The sequence below is a fragment of the Kitasatospora sp. HUAS MG31 genome, from assembly GCF_040571325.1.
In the GTDB taxonomy this organism is placed as follows: Bacteria; Actinomycetota; Actinomycetes; order Streptomycetales; family Streptomycetaceae; genus Kitasatospora; species Kitasatospora camelliae.
Window position 1 is genome coordinate 6,202,300 of the sequence record NZ_CP159872.1, and the last position, 14,618, is coordinate 6,216,917.

The 14,618-nt window shown below is 76.5% G+C and carries 13 protein-coding genes; 7 read left to right on the forward strand and 6 right to left on the reverse strand.

The features are described from left to right. Positions 1 to 20: 20 nt before the first annotated feature. Together ABWK59_RS27635 and ABWK59_RS27640 are read right to left on the reverse strand one after the other, a co-directional pair. A complete protein-coding gene (locus ABWK59_RS27635; RefSeq protein WP_354643350.1) occupies positions 21 to 1,223 on the reverse strand; it encodes an IclR family transcriptional regulator domain-containing protein in 1,203 nt (400 codons plus the stop codon). Beyond that, a complete protein-coding gene (locus tag ABWK59_RS27640; RefSeq protein WP_354643351.1) occupies positions 1,220 to 2,311 on the reverse strand; it encodes a sugar kinase in 1,092 nt (363 codons plus the stop codon). Before ABWK59_RS27640 ends, ABWK59_RS27635 begins: the two co-directional genes overlap by 4 nt. Positions 2,312 to 2,459: 148 nt before the next feature. Between ABWK59_RS27640 and ABWK59_RS27645 the strand changes: the two genes are divergently transcribed. The 3 genes from ABWK59_RS27645 to ABWK59_RS27655 are packed head-to-tail and all read left to right on the forward strand — an operon-like array spanning position 2,460 to position 5,988. Next, on the forward strand, positions 2,460 to 3,767 hold the full coding sequence (locus tag ABWK59_RS27645; RefSeq protein ID WP_354643352.1) for an alanine racemase: 1,308 nt from the start codon (positions 2,460 to 2,462) through the stop codon (positions 3,765 to 3,767). Then, positions 3,767 to 5,368 carry an N-acyl-D-amino-acid deacylase family protein gene (locus ABWK59_RS27650; protein ID WP_354643353.1) on the forward strand — a complete coding sequence of 534 codons (1,602 nt, stop codon included), beginning with the start codon at positions 3,767 to 3,769 and terminating at the stop codon, positions 5,366 to 5,368. Before ABWK59_RS27645 ends, ABWK59_RS27650 begins: the two co-directional genes overlap by 1 nt. Continuing rightward, entirely contained in the window at positions 5,365 to 5,988 is a 624-nt protein-coding gene (locus ABWK59_RS27655) for a bifunctional 4-hydroxy-2-oxoglutarate aldolase/2-dehydro-3-deoxy-phosphogluconate aldolase (RefSeq protein WP_354643354.1), read from the forward strand. The genes ABWK59_RS27650 and ABWK59_RS27655 overlap by 4 nt, the downstream gene beginning before the upstream one ends. A gap of 89 nt (positions 5,989 to 6,077) precedes the next feature. On the opposite strand, the gene cobM is transcribed toward ABWK59_RS27655, so the two are convergent. The 4 genes from cobM to ABWK59_RS27675 all read right to left on the reverse strand — a co-directional run bounded on the left by cobM (position 6,078) and on the right by ABWK59_RS27675 (position 10,244). Further along, positions 6,078 to 6,824 (reverse strand): precorrin-4 C(11)-methyltransferase, encoded by a 747-nt coding sequence (gene cobM / locus ABWK59_RS27660; protein WP_354643355.1) that lies wholly within the window; start codon positions 6,822 to 6,824, stop codon positions 6,078 to 6,080. Beyond that, positions 6,821 to 8,047 (reverse strand): precorrin-6y C5,15-methyltransferase (decarboxylating) subunit CbiE, encoded by a 1,227-nt coding sequence (cbiE, locus tag ABWK59_RS27665; RefSeq protein WP_354643356.1) that lies wholly within the window; start codon positions 8,045 to 8,047, stop codon positions 6,821 to 6,823. The genes cobM and cbiE overlap by 4 nt, the downstream gene beginning before the upstream one ends. Before the next feature lie 290 nt (positions 8,048 to 8,337). Further along, positions 8,338 to 9,696: an ABC transporter substrate-binding protein gene (locus tag ABWK59_RS27670; protein WP_420492860.1), complete on the reverse strand. Its 1,359-nt coding sequence runs from the start codon at positions 9,694 to 9,696 to the stop codon at positions 8,338 to 8,340. After that, positions 9,687 to 10,244 carry a hypothetical protein gene (locus ABWK59_RS27675; RefSeq protein WP_354643357.1) on the reverse strand — a complete coding sequence of 186 codons (558 nt, stop codon included), beginning with the start codon at positions 10,242 to 10,244 and terminating at the stop codon, positions 9,687 to 9,689. Before ABWK59_RS27675 ends, ABWK59_RS27670 begins: the two co-directional genes overlap by 10 nt. 268 nt (positions 10,245 to 10,512) lie before the next feature. Between ABWK59_RS27675 and ABWK59_RS27680 the strand changes: the two genes are divergently transcribed. Genes ABWK59_RS27680 through ABWK59_RS27695 form a run of 4 tightly spaced genes read left to right on the forward strand, consistent with a single transcriptional unit; the run spans position 10,513 to position 14,462 of the window. After that, positions 10,513 to 11,070, forward strand: coding sequence for a hypothetical protein (locus tag ABWK59_RS27680; protein ID WP_354643358.1), 558 nt, complete (start codon positions 10,513 to 10,515; stop codon positions 11,068 to 11,070). Next, complete coding sequence (locus ABWK59_RS27685) at positions 11,067 to 12,998, forward strand: ABC transporter permease (protein WP_354643359.1); 1,932 nt, start codon at positions 11,067 to 11,069, stop codon at positions 12,996 to 12,998. Before ABWK59_RS27680 ends, ABWK59_RS27685 begins: the two co-directional genes overlap by 4 nt. Then, on the forward strand, positions 12,995 to 13,753 hold the full coding sequence (locus ABWK59_RS27690) for an ABC transporter ATP-binding protein (protein ID WP_354643360.1): 759 nt from the start codon (positions 12,995 to 12,997) through the stop codon (positions 13,751 to 13,753). Before ABWK59_RS27685 ends, ABWK59_RS27690 begins: the two co-directional genes overlap by 4 nt. A gap of 34 nt (positions 13,754 to 13,787) precedes the next feature. Continuing rightward, the gene (locus ABWK59_RS27695; RefSeq protein WP_354643361.1) at positions 13,788 to 14,462 is read left to right on the forward strand and encodes an ABC transporter ATP-binding protein; all 675 of its coding nucleotides are present in this window, start codon (positions 13,788 to 13,790) and stop codon (positions 14,460 to 14,462) included. The last annotated feature ends 156 nt before the right edge of the window (positions 14,463 to 14,618 follow it).

Below are 14,618 nucleotides of genomic sequence, written 5' to 3' on the forward strand. Positions count from 1 at the left end.
GGTGAACCGGCCCGGCCGGTTCAGCCGGTGACCACCGCCTGGGCGTCGATCTCCACCAGCATCGACTCCTGCGGCAGCCCCACGAACACCGTGGTCCGGCAGGGCTTCACCTCCTCCGGCGCCAGGTGCTGCGCCAGGAACTCGGCGTAGGCCTCGTTCATCGCCGGGAAGTGCGCCCGCTCGGTGAGGTACACCCGGAACATCACCACGTCCGCCACCGTGCCGCCGCCGGCCTCCACGATCGCCCGGACGTTCTCCAGGGTCCGCCGGGTCTGCGCCTTCACGTCCCCCGGGTACAGGTACGCGCCGGTCGCCGGGTCCTGCGGGCCCTGCCCGGAGACCTGGAGGATCGGGCCCCTGCGGACGCCCTGGGAGAACAGCCAGGCCGGCGCGGGGGCGCCGTCGGTACGGATCTCGGTCTTCTCGCTCATCGTTCCTCCGCGGTGGCCGGCGGTGGCCGGCGGTGCGGACGGGTGGTCGTGCGGGGGCGCGCCCGCGTCGGCGGAGGCCGCCCGGGCGCAGGCGAGCAGCCGGGGCACCAGCTCCAGCACCTGCTCGTACGGCAGCACCACGTCGGGCACCGATATCGAGACGGCGGCGGCGACCCGGCCGCCGGCGTCCCGGACGGGGGCGGCGACGCAGTTGATGAACGACTCGTGCTCGGCGCGGTCCTGCGCCCAGCCGCGGGCCGCGACCGTCTCCAGCTCGGCGAGCAGCTCGCGCGGCCCGGCCAGGGTGTTCGCGGTGTGCGGGGTGTACTCGATCGCCCCCGCGACCCGGCGGCGCCCGGCCGGCGGCAGGTCGGCGAGCAGCACCTTGGCGACGGCCGTGCAGTGCAGCCCGGCGCGCAGGCCGATCCGCGAGTACATCCGGACCGGGTGCCGGGAGTCGTACTTGTCGATGTAGACCACCTCGCCGCCCTCGTACGCGGCCAGGTGCACGGTGTGCCCGGTGGCGGCGTTGAGCTCGGCCAGGTGCGGTGCGGCGATCCGGCGGATGCCGCGCTGCTCCAGGGCCAGGCTGGAGAGGGCGAACAGGCCGGCGCCCAGGTGGTAGCGGTAGGCGGCGTCGCGGTGGACGAACCGCTCCTCCTCCAGGGTCTGCAGCAGCCGCAGCACGGTGGTCTTGTGCACGCCGATCAGCTCGGCCAACTGGTCGAGGGAGCGCTCTCCCTCGCCGAGTTCGGCGAGCAGGCGCAGGGCGCGGGTGACGGTCTGGCTCATGGTGCTCCGGGGGCGCTGAGCGGAACGGGCGAAGGGGCCGGTACCGGCGGACGGGGGACCGGGGAGACCACGCCGTCCGCGGTGACGGTGGTCCGGGCCCAGTCCTCGGCCGGGGCGTCCAGCAGGGCGGCCAGGGCCGGGGCTTCGGGCAGCGTGCCGTGGTCGCCCGGAGAGGTGAGCGCGGCCGCGGCGGCCAGGTGGCCGAGCCGCAGCCGGCGGCGCGGGTCCAGGCCGCGCAGCGTGCCGGCCAGGTAGCCGGCGGCGAAGGCGTCACCGGCACCGGTGGCCTCCACCACCCGCACGGCGAGGGCGCTCTCGTGGACGGCGGCGCCGTCCCGGTCGAGCGCGGTGGCCCGCCGGTCGGCCTCCTTGACCACCACGGTGGCGGGGGAGGGGAACATCGCCCGCAGCGCGGCCGGGTCGCCGGTGCCGAGCGCCTCCTCGGCCTCGTCCGCGCCGAGCAGCAGCAGGTCGGCGGCGTCCAGCAGCTCCGGCAGGACGGCCGGGTCCCGGCCGCGCCACAGGGCCGGCCGCCAGTTGAGGTCGAAGCTGACCAGCCGGCCGGGCCGGCGCTCCGCCAGCAGGGCGCGGACCAGGGCCAGGCAGCCGTCCGAGAGCGCCGGGGTGATCCCGGTGAGGTGGAGCAGCCGGGCGCCGGCCAGCAGCCGGGCCGCGGCGGGCTCGTCGAGCAGCGCGGGCGAGAGCGCGGCGGCCGCCGAACCGCCGCGGTAGTAGTGCAGCCGGCTGCGGCCCGCCCCGGCGTCGCCGGGCAGCCCGGAGCCGCCGACCTCCTTGAGGTACAGCCCGGTGGGCCGGTCCGGGTCAACCCGCACCCCGGAGACGTCCACCCCGCCGGCGGCCAGCTCGGCGGTCAGCCGCCGGCCGAAGCCGTCCGCGCCGACCCGGCTCACCCAGGCGCTGGGGACGCCGAGCGCGGCCAGGGCACGGGCCGTGTTGGACTCGGCGCCGCCGAAGCCCAACCGGAACCCGCCCACCGTCTCCACCGGCCCGGGCCGCTCCGGCAGCAGCACGGCCATCGACTCGCCGAGGCACACCGCCCAGGGCGCACCCGCGTGCTGACCCTCCATCGGACGGCTCCCTCCCGCCGGGCCGGGCCCGTTGACCCCGGTTCGGCGTGAATGCTAGAACCGTGCTCACGGCATGTGCAACAGTCGTTGCAGATGTTGCAACATCCCGGGTCGTCAGGGGGCCCGGACGAGGAACGGGAGACCGCCGGTGGACCACCAGACCTACGCCGGCCGCGCACAGGGCCCGGGCATCGACCGCGCCCGGGTCGCGGCCCTCGCCGAGGAGCGGCTGGACTGGCGGTTCAAGGCCCTGCCCCCGGCCGCCACCGGCCTGACCACCAGCGCGTACCTGGCCACCGGCCCCACCCTGGACGACCTCGGCACCCCGCTGCTCACCCTCGACGCGGCCGCCCTCGACCACAACCTGCGCACCATGGCCGCCTGGTGCGACAAGACCGGGGTGGCCCTCGCCCCGCACGGCAAGACCACCATGGCACCCGCCCTCTGGCAGGCCCAGATCGACGCCGGCTGCCACGGCATCACCCTGGCCAACCTCTGGCAGCTGCGGGTCGCCCGTGCCTTCGGGGTCTCCCGCGTCCTGGTCGCCAACACCGTCCTCGACCCGGCCGGCCTGGCCTGGATCGCCGCCGAGACCGCCGCCGACCCCGACTTCGCCGTCACCTCCTGGGTGGACTCGGTGGCCGCCGTCGAGCAGACCGACCGGGCGCTGCGCGCCGCCGGCGCCGAGCGCCCGTACGAGGTGCTGGTCGAGCTCGGCGGCCCCGCCGGCCGGACCGGCGCCCGGACCGTCGAGGAGGCGCTGGAGGTCGCCGCCGCCGTCCGGCGCGCCCCCACCCTCCGCCTCGCCGGCGTCGGCGGCTACGAGGGCGTCCTCGCCAAGGACGCCGCCCCCGCCGCCCTGGACACCGTCCGCGGCTACCTGCTCCGGCTCGCCGAACTGCACCGCCGCCTCGCCGACGCCTACCCAGGCCCGGAGCCGCTGGTCTCCGCCGGCGGCAGCGCCTACTTCGACACCGTCGCCGAGGAACTCGCCCCGCTGGCCGCCGAACTGCCCGGCACCACGGTGGTGCTGCGCTCCGGCGCCTACCTGGTCCACGACGACGGCTTCTACCGCGGCGTCTCCCCGCTCGCCCGCGACGGCGGCGACCGCCCGCTGCGCGCCGCCATGCACGGCTGGGCCCGGGTGGTCTCCCGCCCCGAGCCCGAACTCGCCCTGCTCGACGGCGGCAAGCGCGACCTGCCGTACGACCTGGGCCTGCCCGAACCGCAACTGGTCCGCGGCCAGGGCGCGTTGACCGGCGCCACGGTCACCGCGCTGAACGACCAGCACGCCTTCCTGCGTGGCGCGGGCGACCGCGCCCCGGTCGGCGCGGTGGTCCGGCTCGGCCTCTCCCACCCCTGCACCGCCTTCGACAAGTGGACCCTGATCCCCGTCCTGGACGACGCCGACGCCGAGCACCCCCGGGTGGTCGACCTGGTGCGGACCTTCTTCTGATGGCCGACCTGGTCCTCCGCGGCGCCACCGTGGTGGACGGCAGCGGCGCCGACCGCTTCCGGGCCGACGTGGCCGTCACCGGCGGCACCATCACCGCCGTCGGCGGACGACCGGCCGGCCGCCGCACCGTGGACGCCGACGGGCTGGTGCTGGCCCCCGGCTTCATCGACATGCACGCCCACTCCGACCTGGCCCTGCTCACCGACCCCGGCCAGCCCTCCCGGATCACCCAGGGCGTCACCTGCGAGGTGCTCGGCCAGGACGGGCTCTCCTACGCCCCGGTGGACGACACCGTCCTGCCCGTCCTGCGCCGCCAGCTCGCCGGCTGGAACGGCGACCCGCCCGACCTCGACTGGAGCTGGCGCACCGTCGGCGAGTACCTGGACCGGCTGGACGGCGGCACCGCCGTGAACACCTGCTACCTGGTCCCGCACGGCACCCTGCGCGCCCTCGTCCTCGGCTGGGCCGCCCGCCGCCCCGCACCCGCCGAACTCGACCGGATGCGCGACCTGCTCGCCCGCGGCATGGCCGAGGGCGCCGTCGGCCTCTCCAGCGGCCTCAGCTACACCCCCGGCATGTACGCCGACACCGCGGAACTCACCGCCCTGTGCCGGGTGGTGGCCGCCCACGGCGGCTTCCACGCCCCGCACCAGCGTTCGTACGGCAAGGGCGCCCTGGAGGGCTACGCCGAGATGGTGGAGATCGCCCGGCGCAGCGGCTGCCCGCTCCACCTCACCCACGCCACCATGAACTTCGAGGTCAACCGCGGCCGCGCCGGCGACCTGCTCGCCCTGGTCGACGCCGCCCTCGCCGAGGGCCTGGACGTCACCCTCGACAGCTACCCGTACCTCCCCGGGTCCACCACCCTCGCCGCCCTGCTGCCCGGCTGGTCCACCGCGGGCGGCCCGGACGCCACCCTGGCCCGGCTCGCCGACCCCGCCGCCCGCGAGCGGATCCGCGCCGACCTGGAGGAACACGGCAGCGACGGCTGCCACGGCCTGACCGCCGACTGGACCACCGTCCAGGTCTCCGGCGTCGCCGACCCCGCCCTCGCCCCCGCCGTCGGCCGAACCGTGGCCCAACTCGCCACCGAGCGAGGGCAGTCCGGCACCGACACCTTCCTCGACCTGCTCCGCGCCGACCGGCTGGCCACCACCGTCCTCCAGCACGTCGGCGACGAGGAGAACGTCCGGGCCGTGATGCGGCACCCGGCCCACACCGCCGGCAGCGACGGCCTGCTGGTCGGCGCCCGGCCGCACCCGCGCGCCTGGGGCACCTTCGCCCGCTACCTCGGCCACTACGGCCGCGACACCGGCCTGCTCACCCTGGAGGAGGCGGTCACCCGGATGACCGGCCGCCCCGCCCGCCGGCTCCGCCTGGACCGCCGCGGCCTGATCCGGCCCGGCCACCACGCCGACCTGGTGCTGTTCGAGCCCGCCACGGTCCGCGACACCGCCACCTACGACCACCCCCGCCGCCCCGCCGCCGGCATCGAGCACGTCTACGTCAACGGCACCGACGTCCTCCGCGACCGGCGCCCCACCGGCGCCCTGCCCGGCCGCGCCCTGCGCCGCACCGACCGAGGAGTCCGAGCCCTGTGACCGCCGACGCCTTCCGTGCCGCCCTCGCCGCCGACCCGGTGATCGCCGTCATCCGGGCCCCCCGGATCCCCGACGCCGCCGCCCTGTGCGCCGCCCTCGCCGCCGGCGGCATCCACCGGACCGAGTTCACCTTCACCACCCCCGACGCCACCACCCACCTCGCCCGCGCCGCCGCCGCCGGCCACCACGTCGGCATGGGCACCGTCCTGACGGCGGACCAGGCCGAGGAGGCCCTCGCCGCCGGCGCCTCCTTCCTGGTCACCCCGGGCCTGCGCCCCGAGGTGGCCCGCGCCGCCGTCCGGGCGGGCGTCCCCGCCGTCCTCGGCGCCCTCACCCCCACCGAGGTGGCCACCGCCCACGACCTCGGCGCCGCCGCCGTCAAGGTCTTTCCCGCCCGCACCTTCGGCCCCGGCTACCTCCGCGACCTCCGCGGCCCCTTCCCCGACATCCCCCTGATCGCCTCCGGCGGCATCGACACCCACAACGCCCCCGCCTTCCTCGCCGCCGGCGCCCTCGCCCTCTGCACCGGCACCGACGTCGCCCCACCCCAAGCCGTCGCCACCGCCGCCTGGCCCACCATCACCCACCGCGCCCACACCTTCACCACAGCCCTCCCCTGACCAGGCCCCAGGGCAACGGGCCAGCCACCCAGGGGCGCGTGGGGGCACCTCCCAGCCGCCAAGGCTGGGGGAGAACTGCGCGAGTACCCTCAGCCCTCCCGGCAGCGCTCCGTCGAGTACAGGTGGCTGTCCGGGAACTGCTCCGCGCCGAGGGTCCGCCCGACCAGGATCACGGCGGTCCGCAGCACCCCGGCCCCCTTCACCTGCTCCGCGATCCCGCCCAGCGGCCCCCGCAGCACCAGCTCCTCCGGCCGGCTCGCCATCGCCACCACCGCCGCCGGGCAGTCCGCCCCGTAGTGCGGCAGCAGCTCCTCCACGACGCTGTCCACGTACCGCGCCGCCAGGTGCAGCACCAGCAGCGCGCCACTGCGGCCCAGCGTCGCCAGGTCCTCGCCCTCGGGCATCGGCGTGGCCTGCCGGGCGACCCGGGTGAGGATCACCGTCTGCCCGACCGCCGGAACGGTCAGTTCTCGCTTCAGCGCCGCCGCGGCCGCCGCGAACGCCGGCACGCCCGGCACCACCTCGTACGGGATGCCCGCCTTGTCGAGCCGCCGCATCTGCTCGGCGACGGCGCTGAACACCGACGGGTCGCCGGAGTGCAGCCGAGCCACGTCCTCGCCCCGCTCGTGCGCCCGGACGAACTCGGCGGTGATCTGGTCCAGGTCGAGGTCGGCGGTGTCCACCAGCCGTGCCCCGGGCGGGCATTCGGCCAGCAGTTCGCGCGGCACCAGGCTGCCGGCGTACAGGCAGACGCCGCAGCTCGCCAGGGTGCGCTGCCCGCGCAGCGTGATCAGGTCCGCCGCGCCGGGGCCGGCTCCGATGAAGTAGACGGTCACTTCGCTTCCTCTCCCACGTTCTTGACCACGGACCACTGGGTGACCGGCATGGCCTGCCGCCAGCCCGTGAAGCCGCCCACCGGGACGGCGTGCGCCACCGCGAGCCGGACCAGCTCGCCGCCGTGGCGTCGGTACCACTCGGCCAGCAGGGCCTCGGACTCCAGGGTGACGGTGTTGGCGACCAGCCGGCCACCCGGCCGCAGGGCCGCCCAGCAGGCGTCCAGCAGCCCGGGTGCGGTCAGCCCGCCGCCCACGAACACCGCGTCGGGGGTGGGCAGTCCGGCCAGCGCGTCGGGCGCCGGGCCGGTCACCACCCGCAGCCGGGGCACGCCGAGCGCGGCGGCGTTGCGGACGATCCGCTCGGCCCGCACCGGGTCCCGCTCCACGCTGACGGCCCGGCAGCTGCGGTGCGCGCGCAGCCACTCGATGCCGATCGACCCCGAACCCCCGCCGACGTCCCAGAGCAGCGCGCCCGGCGCCGGCTCCAGCGCGGCCAGGGTGGCGGCCCGGACGTACCGCTTGGTCAGCTGCCCGTCACTCTCGTACACGCCGTCCGGCAGGCCGGGCACCAGCGACAGGCCGGGGCCGGCCGGGTCGCACTCGACGGCGATCACGTTCAGCGGGTCGCCCGCCGGGTGCGCCCAGCTCTCCGCCCGGCCCTCCAGCACCCGCTCCGCCGGGCCGCCCAGCTGCTCCAGCACCCGCATCCGGGCGGCGCCGTGGCCGTGCTCGGTGAGCAGCGCGGCGACCGCGCCGGGAGTCCGGGCGTCGGCGCTCAGCACCAGCAGGCGGCGGCCGGGGGCGAGCACGCCGGTCACGCCCTCCAACGGGCGGCCGACCACGCTGACCACCTCGGTGTCCTCCACCGGCCAACCCAGCCGGGCGCAGGCGTACGAGACCGAGGAGGGGTGCGGCAGCACCCGTAGCCGTTCGGCTCCCGCCGTCTCGGCGAGGGCCCGGCCGATGCCGTGGAACATCGGGTCCCCGCTGGCCAGCACCGCCAGCCGGCGGCCGTCGTGCGTCTCCAGCAGTCCCGGAAGGGCCGGCCGCAGCGGCGAGGGCCACGGCACCCGCTCGGCGGTCACCTCGACGGGCAGCAGGTCCAGCTGCCGCGGTCCGCCGATCACCACCTCCGCCTCGCACAGCGCCGCCCGGGAGGCCTCGGCCAGGCCCGCCCAGCCGTCGGCACCGAGCCCGACGACGGTGATCGCTGAGTCGGGCACGGGAACTCCTCGCAGGTCGGAACGGGGGCAGCGGCAGCCTACCCACCGTCCCCCGCCCCCCACCGCCGGGGGCGCCACAGTGGCTGGCCCTTCGCAACCGGCAAACCACCCAGGGGCGCGGGGAACTGCTCGAGTGCGGGAGGCGCGGTGCCCGCGCGCCGGAGTCCCACGGCCGGATGCACCACCGTCCCCGTCCGCGGGTCAGCTCCTTCGCCCCGCGCAGTTCCCCGCGCCCCCGATGAACCCGCTCGACCCGCTCACCCGGCTCGACCCGCCCAGCCCGCAGCCCCCTACGGCCGGTACGGCAACTGCGCCACGTCGTAGCAGTTGGTGTTCATGTCCGGTACCTGGGTCACCCACCCGCCCCGCCCGCCGTACGCGTCGTCCTGCCAGCGTGCGGCGTTCAGGCAGGCCCGGATCGGCCCGCTCGGTCGCGGTTCGGGGATGTAGTCGGCCGGCAGGATCAGCCCGCCCGCGTCGTACGGCTGCGGTCGTTTCAGATACGACTCGACGCAGTCCCGGGTCAGTTCCGTCCCACAGGAGTCCATCGCGTCGGTCAGCCACCTGGCCGCCGCCCAGCCCTCCAACTCCCAGGCGGACAGGAGCGGTTCGCGGTCCGGATAGTACTTCGCCATGGCGTCGCGGAACGCCTTGACGACCGGGTACCGGGTGTCCTCGTAGTTGCGGCTGCTGGAGGTGGCCCAGAGCGCGTTCCGGCAGCCGGGGGAGGAGGCGTAGGCGGTGCGCGCGGACTCCGACCAGTTCTGCACGTTGGTGATCTTGGCCACGGGGTGCACCCCGGCGGCGTCCAGGGCCTGGCAGAGCGCGGCGTTGCCCCGGGTGTCCATGGAGTCGAAGAGCAGTTCGCTGCCGTCCGCCCGCATCGCCGCCGCCACCGCCTGGAAGTTGGGCAGCGCCAGGTCCACGGTCTGGCTGAGCACCCGGTAGCCCTCGGCCCGCAGCGCCTCCTCGATCTGCCGGGCGTAGCGCGCCGAGTCGGCCTGGTTGTACGAGACCACGGCGGCGCTGCGGGCCCCGAGCCGTTCCTTGAAGAACCGGTACACCTCGGTGGACTGGTACAGCACCCCGTCCCAGCCGACCGAGCGGCCGTCGCGCGGGGCGTTGCTGCCGTAGATCCCGTACAGGTGCGGCCAGCGGTCGTAGGCGGTGCCGATCGGCTGGCCGCCGACGTCGGGGACGGCCTTGGAGCTGACGTAGGAGGCGCCCGCGTAGTCGAGGACGCTGCCGGCGACCAGGGCGAACACCTGCTCCTTGTCGATCAGGCGGTGGACGCAGTCCTGGTTGCCGATGCCGCTGCCGGAGTCGTCGCAGGTGACGACCTTGACCGAGCGGCCGTGCAGGCCGCCGTGGTCGTCGAGGGCGCGGAAGAGGGCGAGCGCGCCGTACCGGGGGCCGGAGAAGGCCTCGCTGCCGACGGGGCTGGTCAGCGAGGTGATGACGCCGATCTTGATCTCTTTGGCGGTCACCCCGGTGTCGGTGGCGCGGCCGGAGTCGCCCGATCCGCCGGTGAAGGCGCTCTCGGGCAGCCGGCTGCCGCAGCCCGCGAGGGCGAGCAGCAGCGCGAGGACGGCGGCCGAGCGGCGAAGCGGTCGCCGCCCGGCCGTCACCGGGCCACGGCTCAGCTGCACCCCGGCACCGCGGTGTTGCCGCTCTGCTGGACCAGGCCGCAGAGCGAGGCCTTGGAGACCTTCCAGGTGCCGTTCTCCAGCACCGCCTGGCCGGTCGCGCCGGGCTGGACGACCTGTCCCTGCAGGGAGAGGTCATAGGTCACGTTGGCGTTGGTGGGGGAGGTGAAGTCGACCTTGGTGACCTTGGCCTGCACCTGTCCGACCCGCGGGTCGCTGGCGAAGCCCTGGAGCACCGGTGCCAGCTGCTCGCCGCCCTCGACCAGCGCGGTCTTCTCGCTGATCGCGGTGTCGGGGCTGAAGAACTTCTCCCAGTTGGTGGTGACCTGGGTGGTCGCCGCGGTCACGTCGGCCGGGACGCTCCCGGTCGGCGAGGCGCCGCCGGTCGGGGACGCGCCGCCGGTGGGGGAGGCCGCCGCGGAGGTGGTCGCCGCGGGGCTGGGGGAGGCGCTGGAGGAGCCGCCGTCGCTGCTGCATCCCGACGCCAGCAGCAGGGCCGCCACCGCCACACCGACGCCGGTCAGCCGGACGGCGGCACCCTTCCGGGTCACCCGGGACGGTCTCGCCGGCTCCCCGGCGGGTCCCGGGCCGACCGGCCCGATCGCGCGGGTCCGCTCACTGCGAGTGATGCGCATAGGTCTCTCACCGCGTTCTTCCCGACCGGCTGGCCCGCCGCCCCCTCGGTCCCGGTCGCTCGGTTGGTTTGGTCCGGCCTGTCGGTCCGGCTGCGGTCCCGTGTGCACCGCAGGTGACACTATGAAGGCTGATCAGCGGACGAACCGCAATATGTAGGGCATATCGGACAGTGGAGAGCGCTCCATGAATCGGACCCGCCGGCCCTCCGTGCCCGGGGTGCTGCAGTCGACCGGCCGCGCGCTGCGCGAATGGCCCGGGTGGTTCACGCTGGCCGCCGGAGCGGCCCTGTGCGTCCTCGGCTGGTACGGCGTCTCCGGGGAGAACCTCACCGCACGGCAGATCCCCTACCTCGCCTCGGCGACCGCGCCCGGCACCGCCCTGATCGTCGCCGGGGCCGTCCTGATCGCCGCCCGTCGGCCCGGCCCGTCCGGCGAGGGCGCCGACCCCCGGCTGGACCAGCTCTACGCCCTGCTGGTCACCGAGGGGACCGCCCCCGGCGGCGCCCCCGAGGGCACCGCCGCCGGCCCTCCGGTGGCCCTGCCCGAGGCCACCCTCTACCACCGGCCCGACTGCCCGCTGGTCGCCGGCAAGGCCGACGCCGCCCCCGTCGGCGCGGCCGCCGCCCGCGACCGCGGCCTCACCCCCTGCCCGGTCTGCGATCCCCCTGAGCCCCCGCCGGCCCCCGGCGGACCGTCCCCGGCCCCCGGCGGAAGCCCTGGCGCCGGGGAGCCCCGAGGATGACCGGGACCTGGGACCTCACCCTCGACCTCGTCCTCGCCGGCCTCGCCGTGGGCAGCGCGGCGGCCCTCAGCGGCGTCGGCCTGGTGGTCACCCACCGCGCCACCGGCGTACTCAACCTCGCCCAGGGCGCCCAGGCCATGGTCATCGCCTACCTGCTGCGTGACCTGGTGGTCGTCCACGACTGGCCGCTCGCCGCCGCCTCCGCCGCCTGCCTGCTGGTCGCCGCCCCCGCCCTCGGCGTGCTGCTCGACCTCGCCGTCTTCCGCCCGCTCCAGCGCCGCGGCGCCGGACCGGCCGAGACGATGGTCGCCGGCATCGGCGTGTTCGTCCTGCTCATCGGCGCCGTCGTCCTGGTCTGGGGCACCGCCCCGTACGGCGACGCCCCCGCGCTGGTGTCCGCCACCCCGGTCGCCCACCCCGGCGGCCACGCGCTGCGCCTGGACACCCTGGTCAACCTCGCCGTGGTGCTCGGCGTGGCCGGGACGGTGGGCGCGATCACCCGGTGGACCGCCTTCGGCACCCGGCTGCGCGCCGTGGTCGACAACCGCGGCCTGGCCCAGCTCGCCGGGGTCGACGCCGACCTGGTCTCCGCCACCGGCTGGGGCTTCGGCTCCTTCGTCGCCGGCCTGGTCGGAGTCCTGCTCGCCCCCTACCTGCTGCTCGACCCGTACGGGCTGCCGCTGCTGGTGATGGAGACCATGGCGGTGGCCGTCGCCGCCCGGCTGCGCAGCCTGCCGATCGCGGTGGCCACCGGACTGGCGCTGGGCGTCGGCCAGAGCCTGCTGACCCGGCTGCGGCCGGCCGGCGAACTGCTGCCGCTGGCCCAGGCTGTCCAGGTCAACCTGTTCGTGGTCGCACTGCTGGTGGCCGCCCTCCTCCCGTGGGGGCGCGAGGTCGGCGAGGACACCGGCCCGCCCGACCTGCGCGCCCCCGGCCCCGGACGGCACCCCGCCGCCGCCCGCGCCGCCTGCGCGGTGCTCCTGCTGCTGCCGCTCGGCTTCCGCCCCACCGACCTGCGGCACGCCCTCGCCGTCCCCGCCCTCGCCCTGGTGCTGCTCTCGGTGGTCGTGGTCACCGGCTACAGCGGCCAGGTCTCCCTCGGCCAGGCCGGGTACGCGGGCATCGGCGGGCTCGGCACCGCCCTGCTGATGTCCGGACGGATCGGCGGGGTGCCCGCCATGCCCGCCGTCCCCGCCCTCGTGATCGCCGTCGCGGTGGCCGTCCCGCTCGGCCTGCTCACCGGCTGGCCCGCCATCCGCCGCCGCGGCCTCGCCCTCGCCCTGGTCACCTTCGCCGTCGGCACCGCCCTCAGCCGCCTGGTGTTCGACCAGTCGTACGCCACCACCGGGCTGACCGTCACCCGCGAGGGCCTGCCCGGCGGCGACAAGGGCTACTACCTGGTCGAGCTGCTGCTGCTCGGCGCCGGCCTGGTGCTGGTCCGCAACCTGCACCGCGGACGGCTCGGACGGGCCCTCACCGCCATGCGCGACCACCAGGCCGGCGCCTCCGCCGCCGGCGTGGACGTCCCACGGCTCAAACTGCTGGTCTTCATGGCCGGCGCCGGACTCGCCGCGCTCGGCGGCGGGCTGATGACCCTGGCCGTCCAGGCCTTCGACGCCGACACCTTCGACCCCGTCCGCGGCCTGCTCTGGTTCGCCACCGTGATGGTCGCCGGCGCCGACAGCGCCCTCGGCGCGGTGGCCGCCGCCGCCCTGCTGGTCGGCCTGGACACCGGCACCACCGCCGGGGTCTCCGCCGTCGTCGTCGGCGTCCTCGCCACCGCCATCGGCCATCTCCCCGGCGGCCTCGCCGGCCTTTTCCGCCGCCTCACCCCCGGCCCGCCCGGCGCCCCGACCCTCACCCCGCTCGGCCTGCGCCTGCGCCGCCGCGTACCGCCGCTGCCCGCCGCCCCGGAGCAGCGGCCGTGACCACCGCCGACGCCGGACTGGTGAGCCGCGGGCTGGTCCGCCGCTTCGGCGGCATCACCGCCGTCGACGGCGTCGACCTCGCCGTGCCGCCCGGCCGGATCACCGCCCTGATCGGACCCAACGGCGCCGGCAAGAGCACCCTGTTCGACTGCCTGGCCGGCGCCGCCCGCCCCGACGCCGGCCAGGTCCTGCTCGCCGGCCGGGACATCACCCGGCTCCCCGACCACGCCCGCGCCCGCCTGGGCCTGGCCCGCACCTTCCAGCAGATCGCCGCCTTCCCCGGCCTGACGGTCGAGCAGAACGTCCGGGTCGGCGCCGAACAGCGCACCGGCGGCACCGCCCGCGGCCTGCTCGGCCTCCCCGCCCCCGGACGCGCCGCCGCCCGCGCCGCCACCGACCGCGCCCTGCGCCTGCTCCAGCTCGACCAGGTCCGCGACTGGCCCGCCGACCGCCTCCCCACCGGCGCCCTCCGCCTGCTCGAACTCGCCCGCGCCCTCGCCGCCACCCCCCGCGTCCTCCTCCTCGACGAACCCGCCGCCGGCCTGGACCCCGCCCAGACCACCCGGCTCGGCACCGTCCTGCGCGCCCTCGCCGCCGAGGGCCTCGCCCTGCTGCTGGTCGAGCACGACGTCGAACTGGTCGCCCGCCTCGCCGACACCGTGTACGTGATGGCCGCCGGCCGGGTGATCGCCTCCGGACCCGTCCGGCGCGTCCTCGCCGACCCCCACGTGGCCCGCGCCTGGGGCGCCGCATGACCGGCCGCAAGGCTGTCCGTCCGAGGGGGCGGCGATGAGCGTCGCCGCCGAACTGCGCGGGGTCCGCGTCCGGTACGGCCTGCTGGAGGCCCTGCACGGCGTGGACCTCGCCTGCCCGGCCGGCGCCGTGACCGTCCTGCTCGGCCGCAACGGCTCCGGCCGCAGCACGGCCCTGCGCACCCTGGCCGGCACGGTCCGGCCGACCGCCGGGCAGGTCCTCTGGGACGGCCGGGACGTCGCCGGGCTCGACGCCTACCGGCGGGCCCGACAGGGGCTCGCCCTCGTACCGGCCGAACGCGGGGTGTTCGGCTCGCTCACCGTCGCCGAGAACCTCGCCCTGTCCGAAGCCGCCGGGACGGGCGGCGACCGGCGGGGGATCGAGGCGTACTTCCCGGAACTGACCGGAATGCTCGACCGCCGGGCCGGGACGCTGTCCGGCGGGCAGCAGCAGATGGTGGCGATCGGACGGGCACTGCTGGCGGGGCCGCGGCTGCTGCTGCTCGACGAACCCGGCCGCGGGCTCGCCCCGGCGGTGGTCGCCCGCCTCCACCGCCGGCTCTTCGAACACGCCGCGGAAGGCAGAACCGTCGTCCTCGCCGAACAGACCCTCCCCCGCACCCTCGCGGCCGCCACCGTCGTTCACGTCCTCCACCGCGGCCGCCTCGCCTTCACCGGCGAACCCACCGAACTCCGCACCGCCCTGCCCTAGCCCGGACGGCCAACCGCAAACAGGGGCGCGGGGAACTGCGCGAAACGGAAGACCGCCTACCCGAAAGCCGCCCGCGAGCCGAACTTCCCGCCCCGGACAGGCGAGTACGGCCCCGGGCCTCCCGCCGCGCGCAGGTCCCCGCGCCCCTGTTGTGGC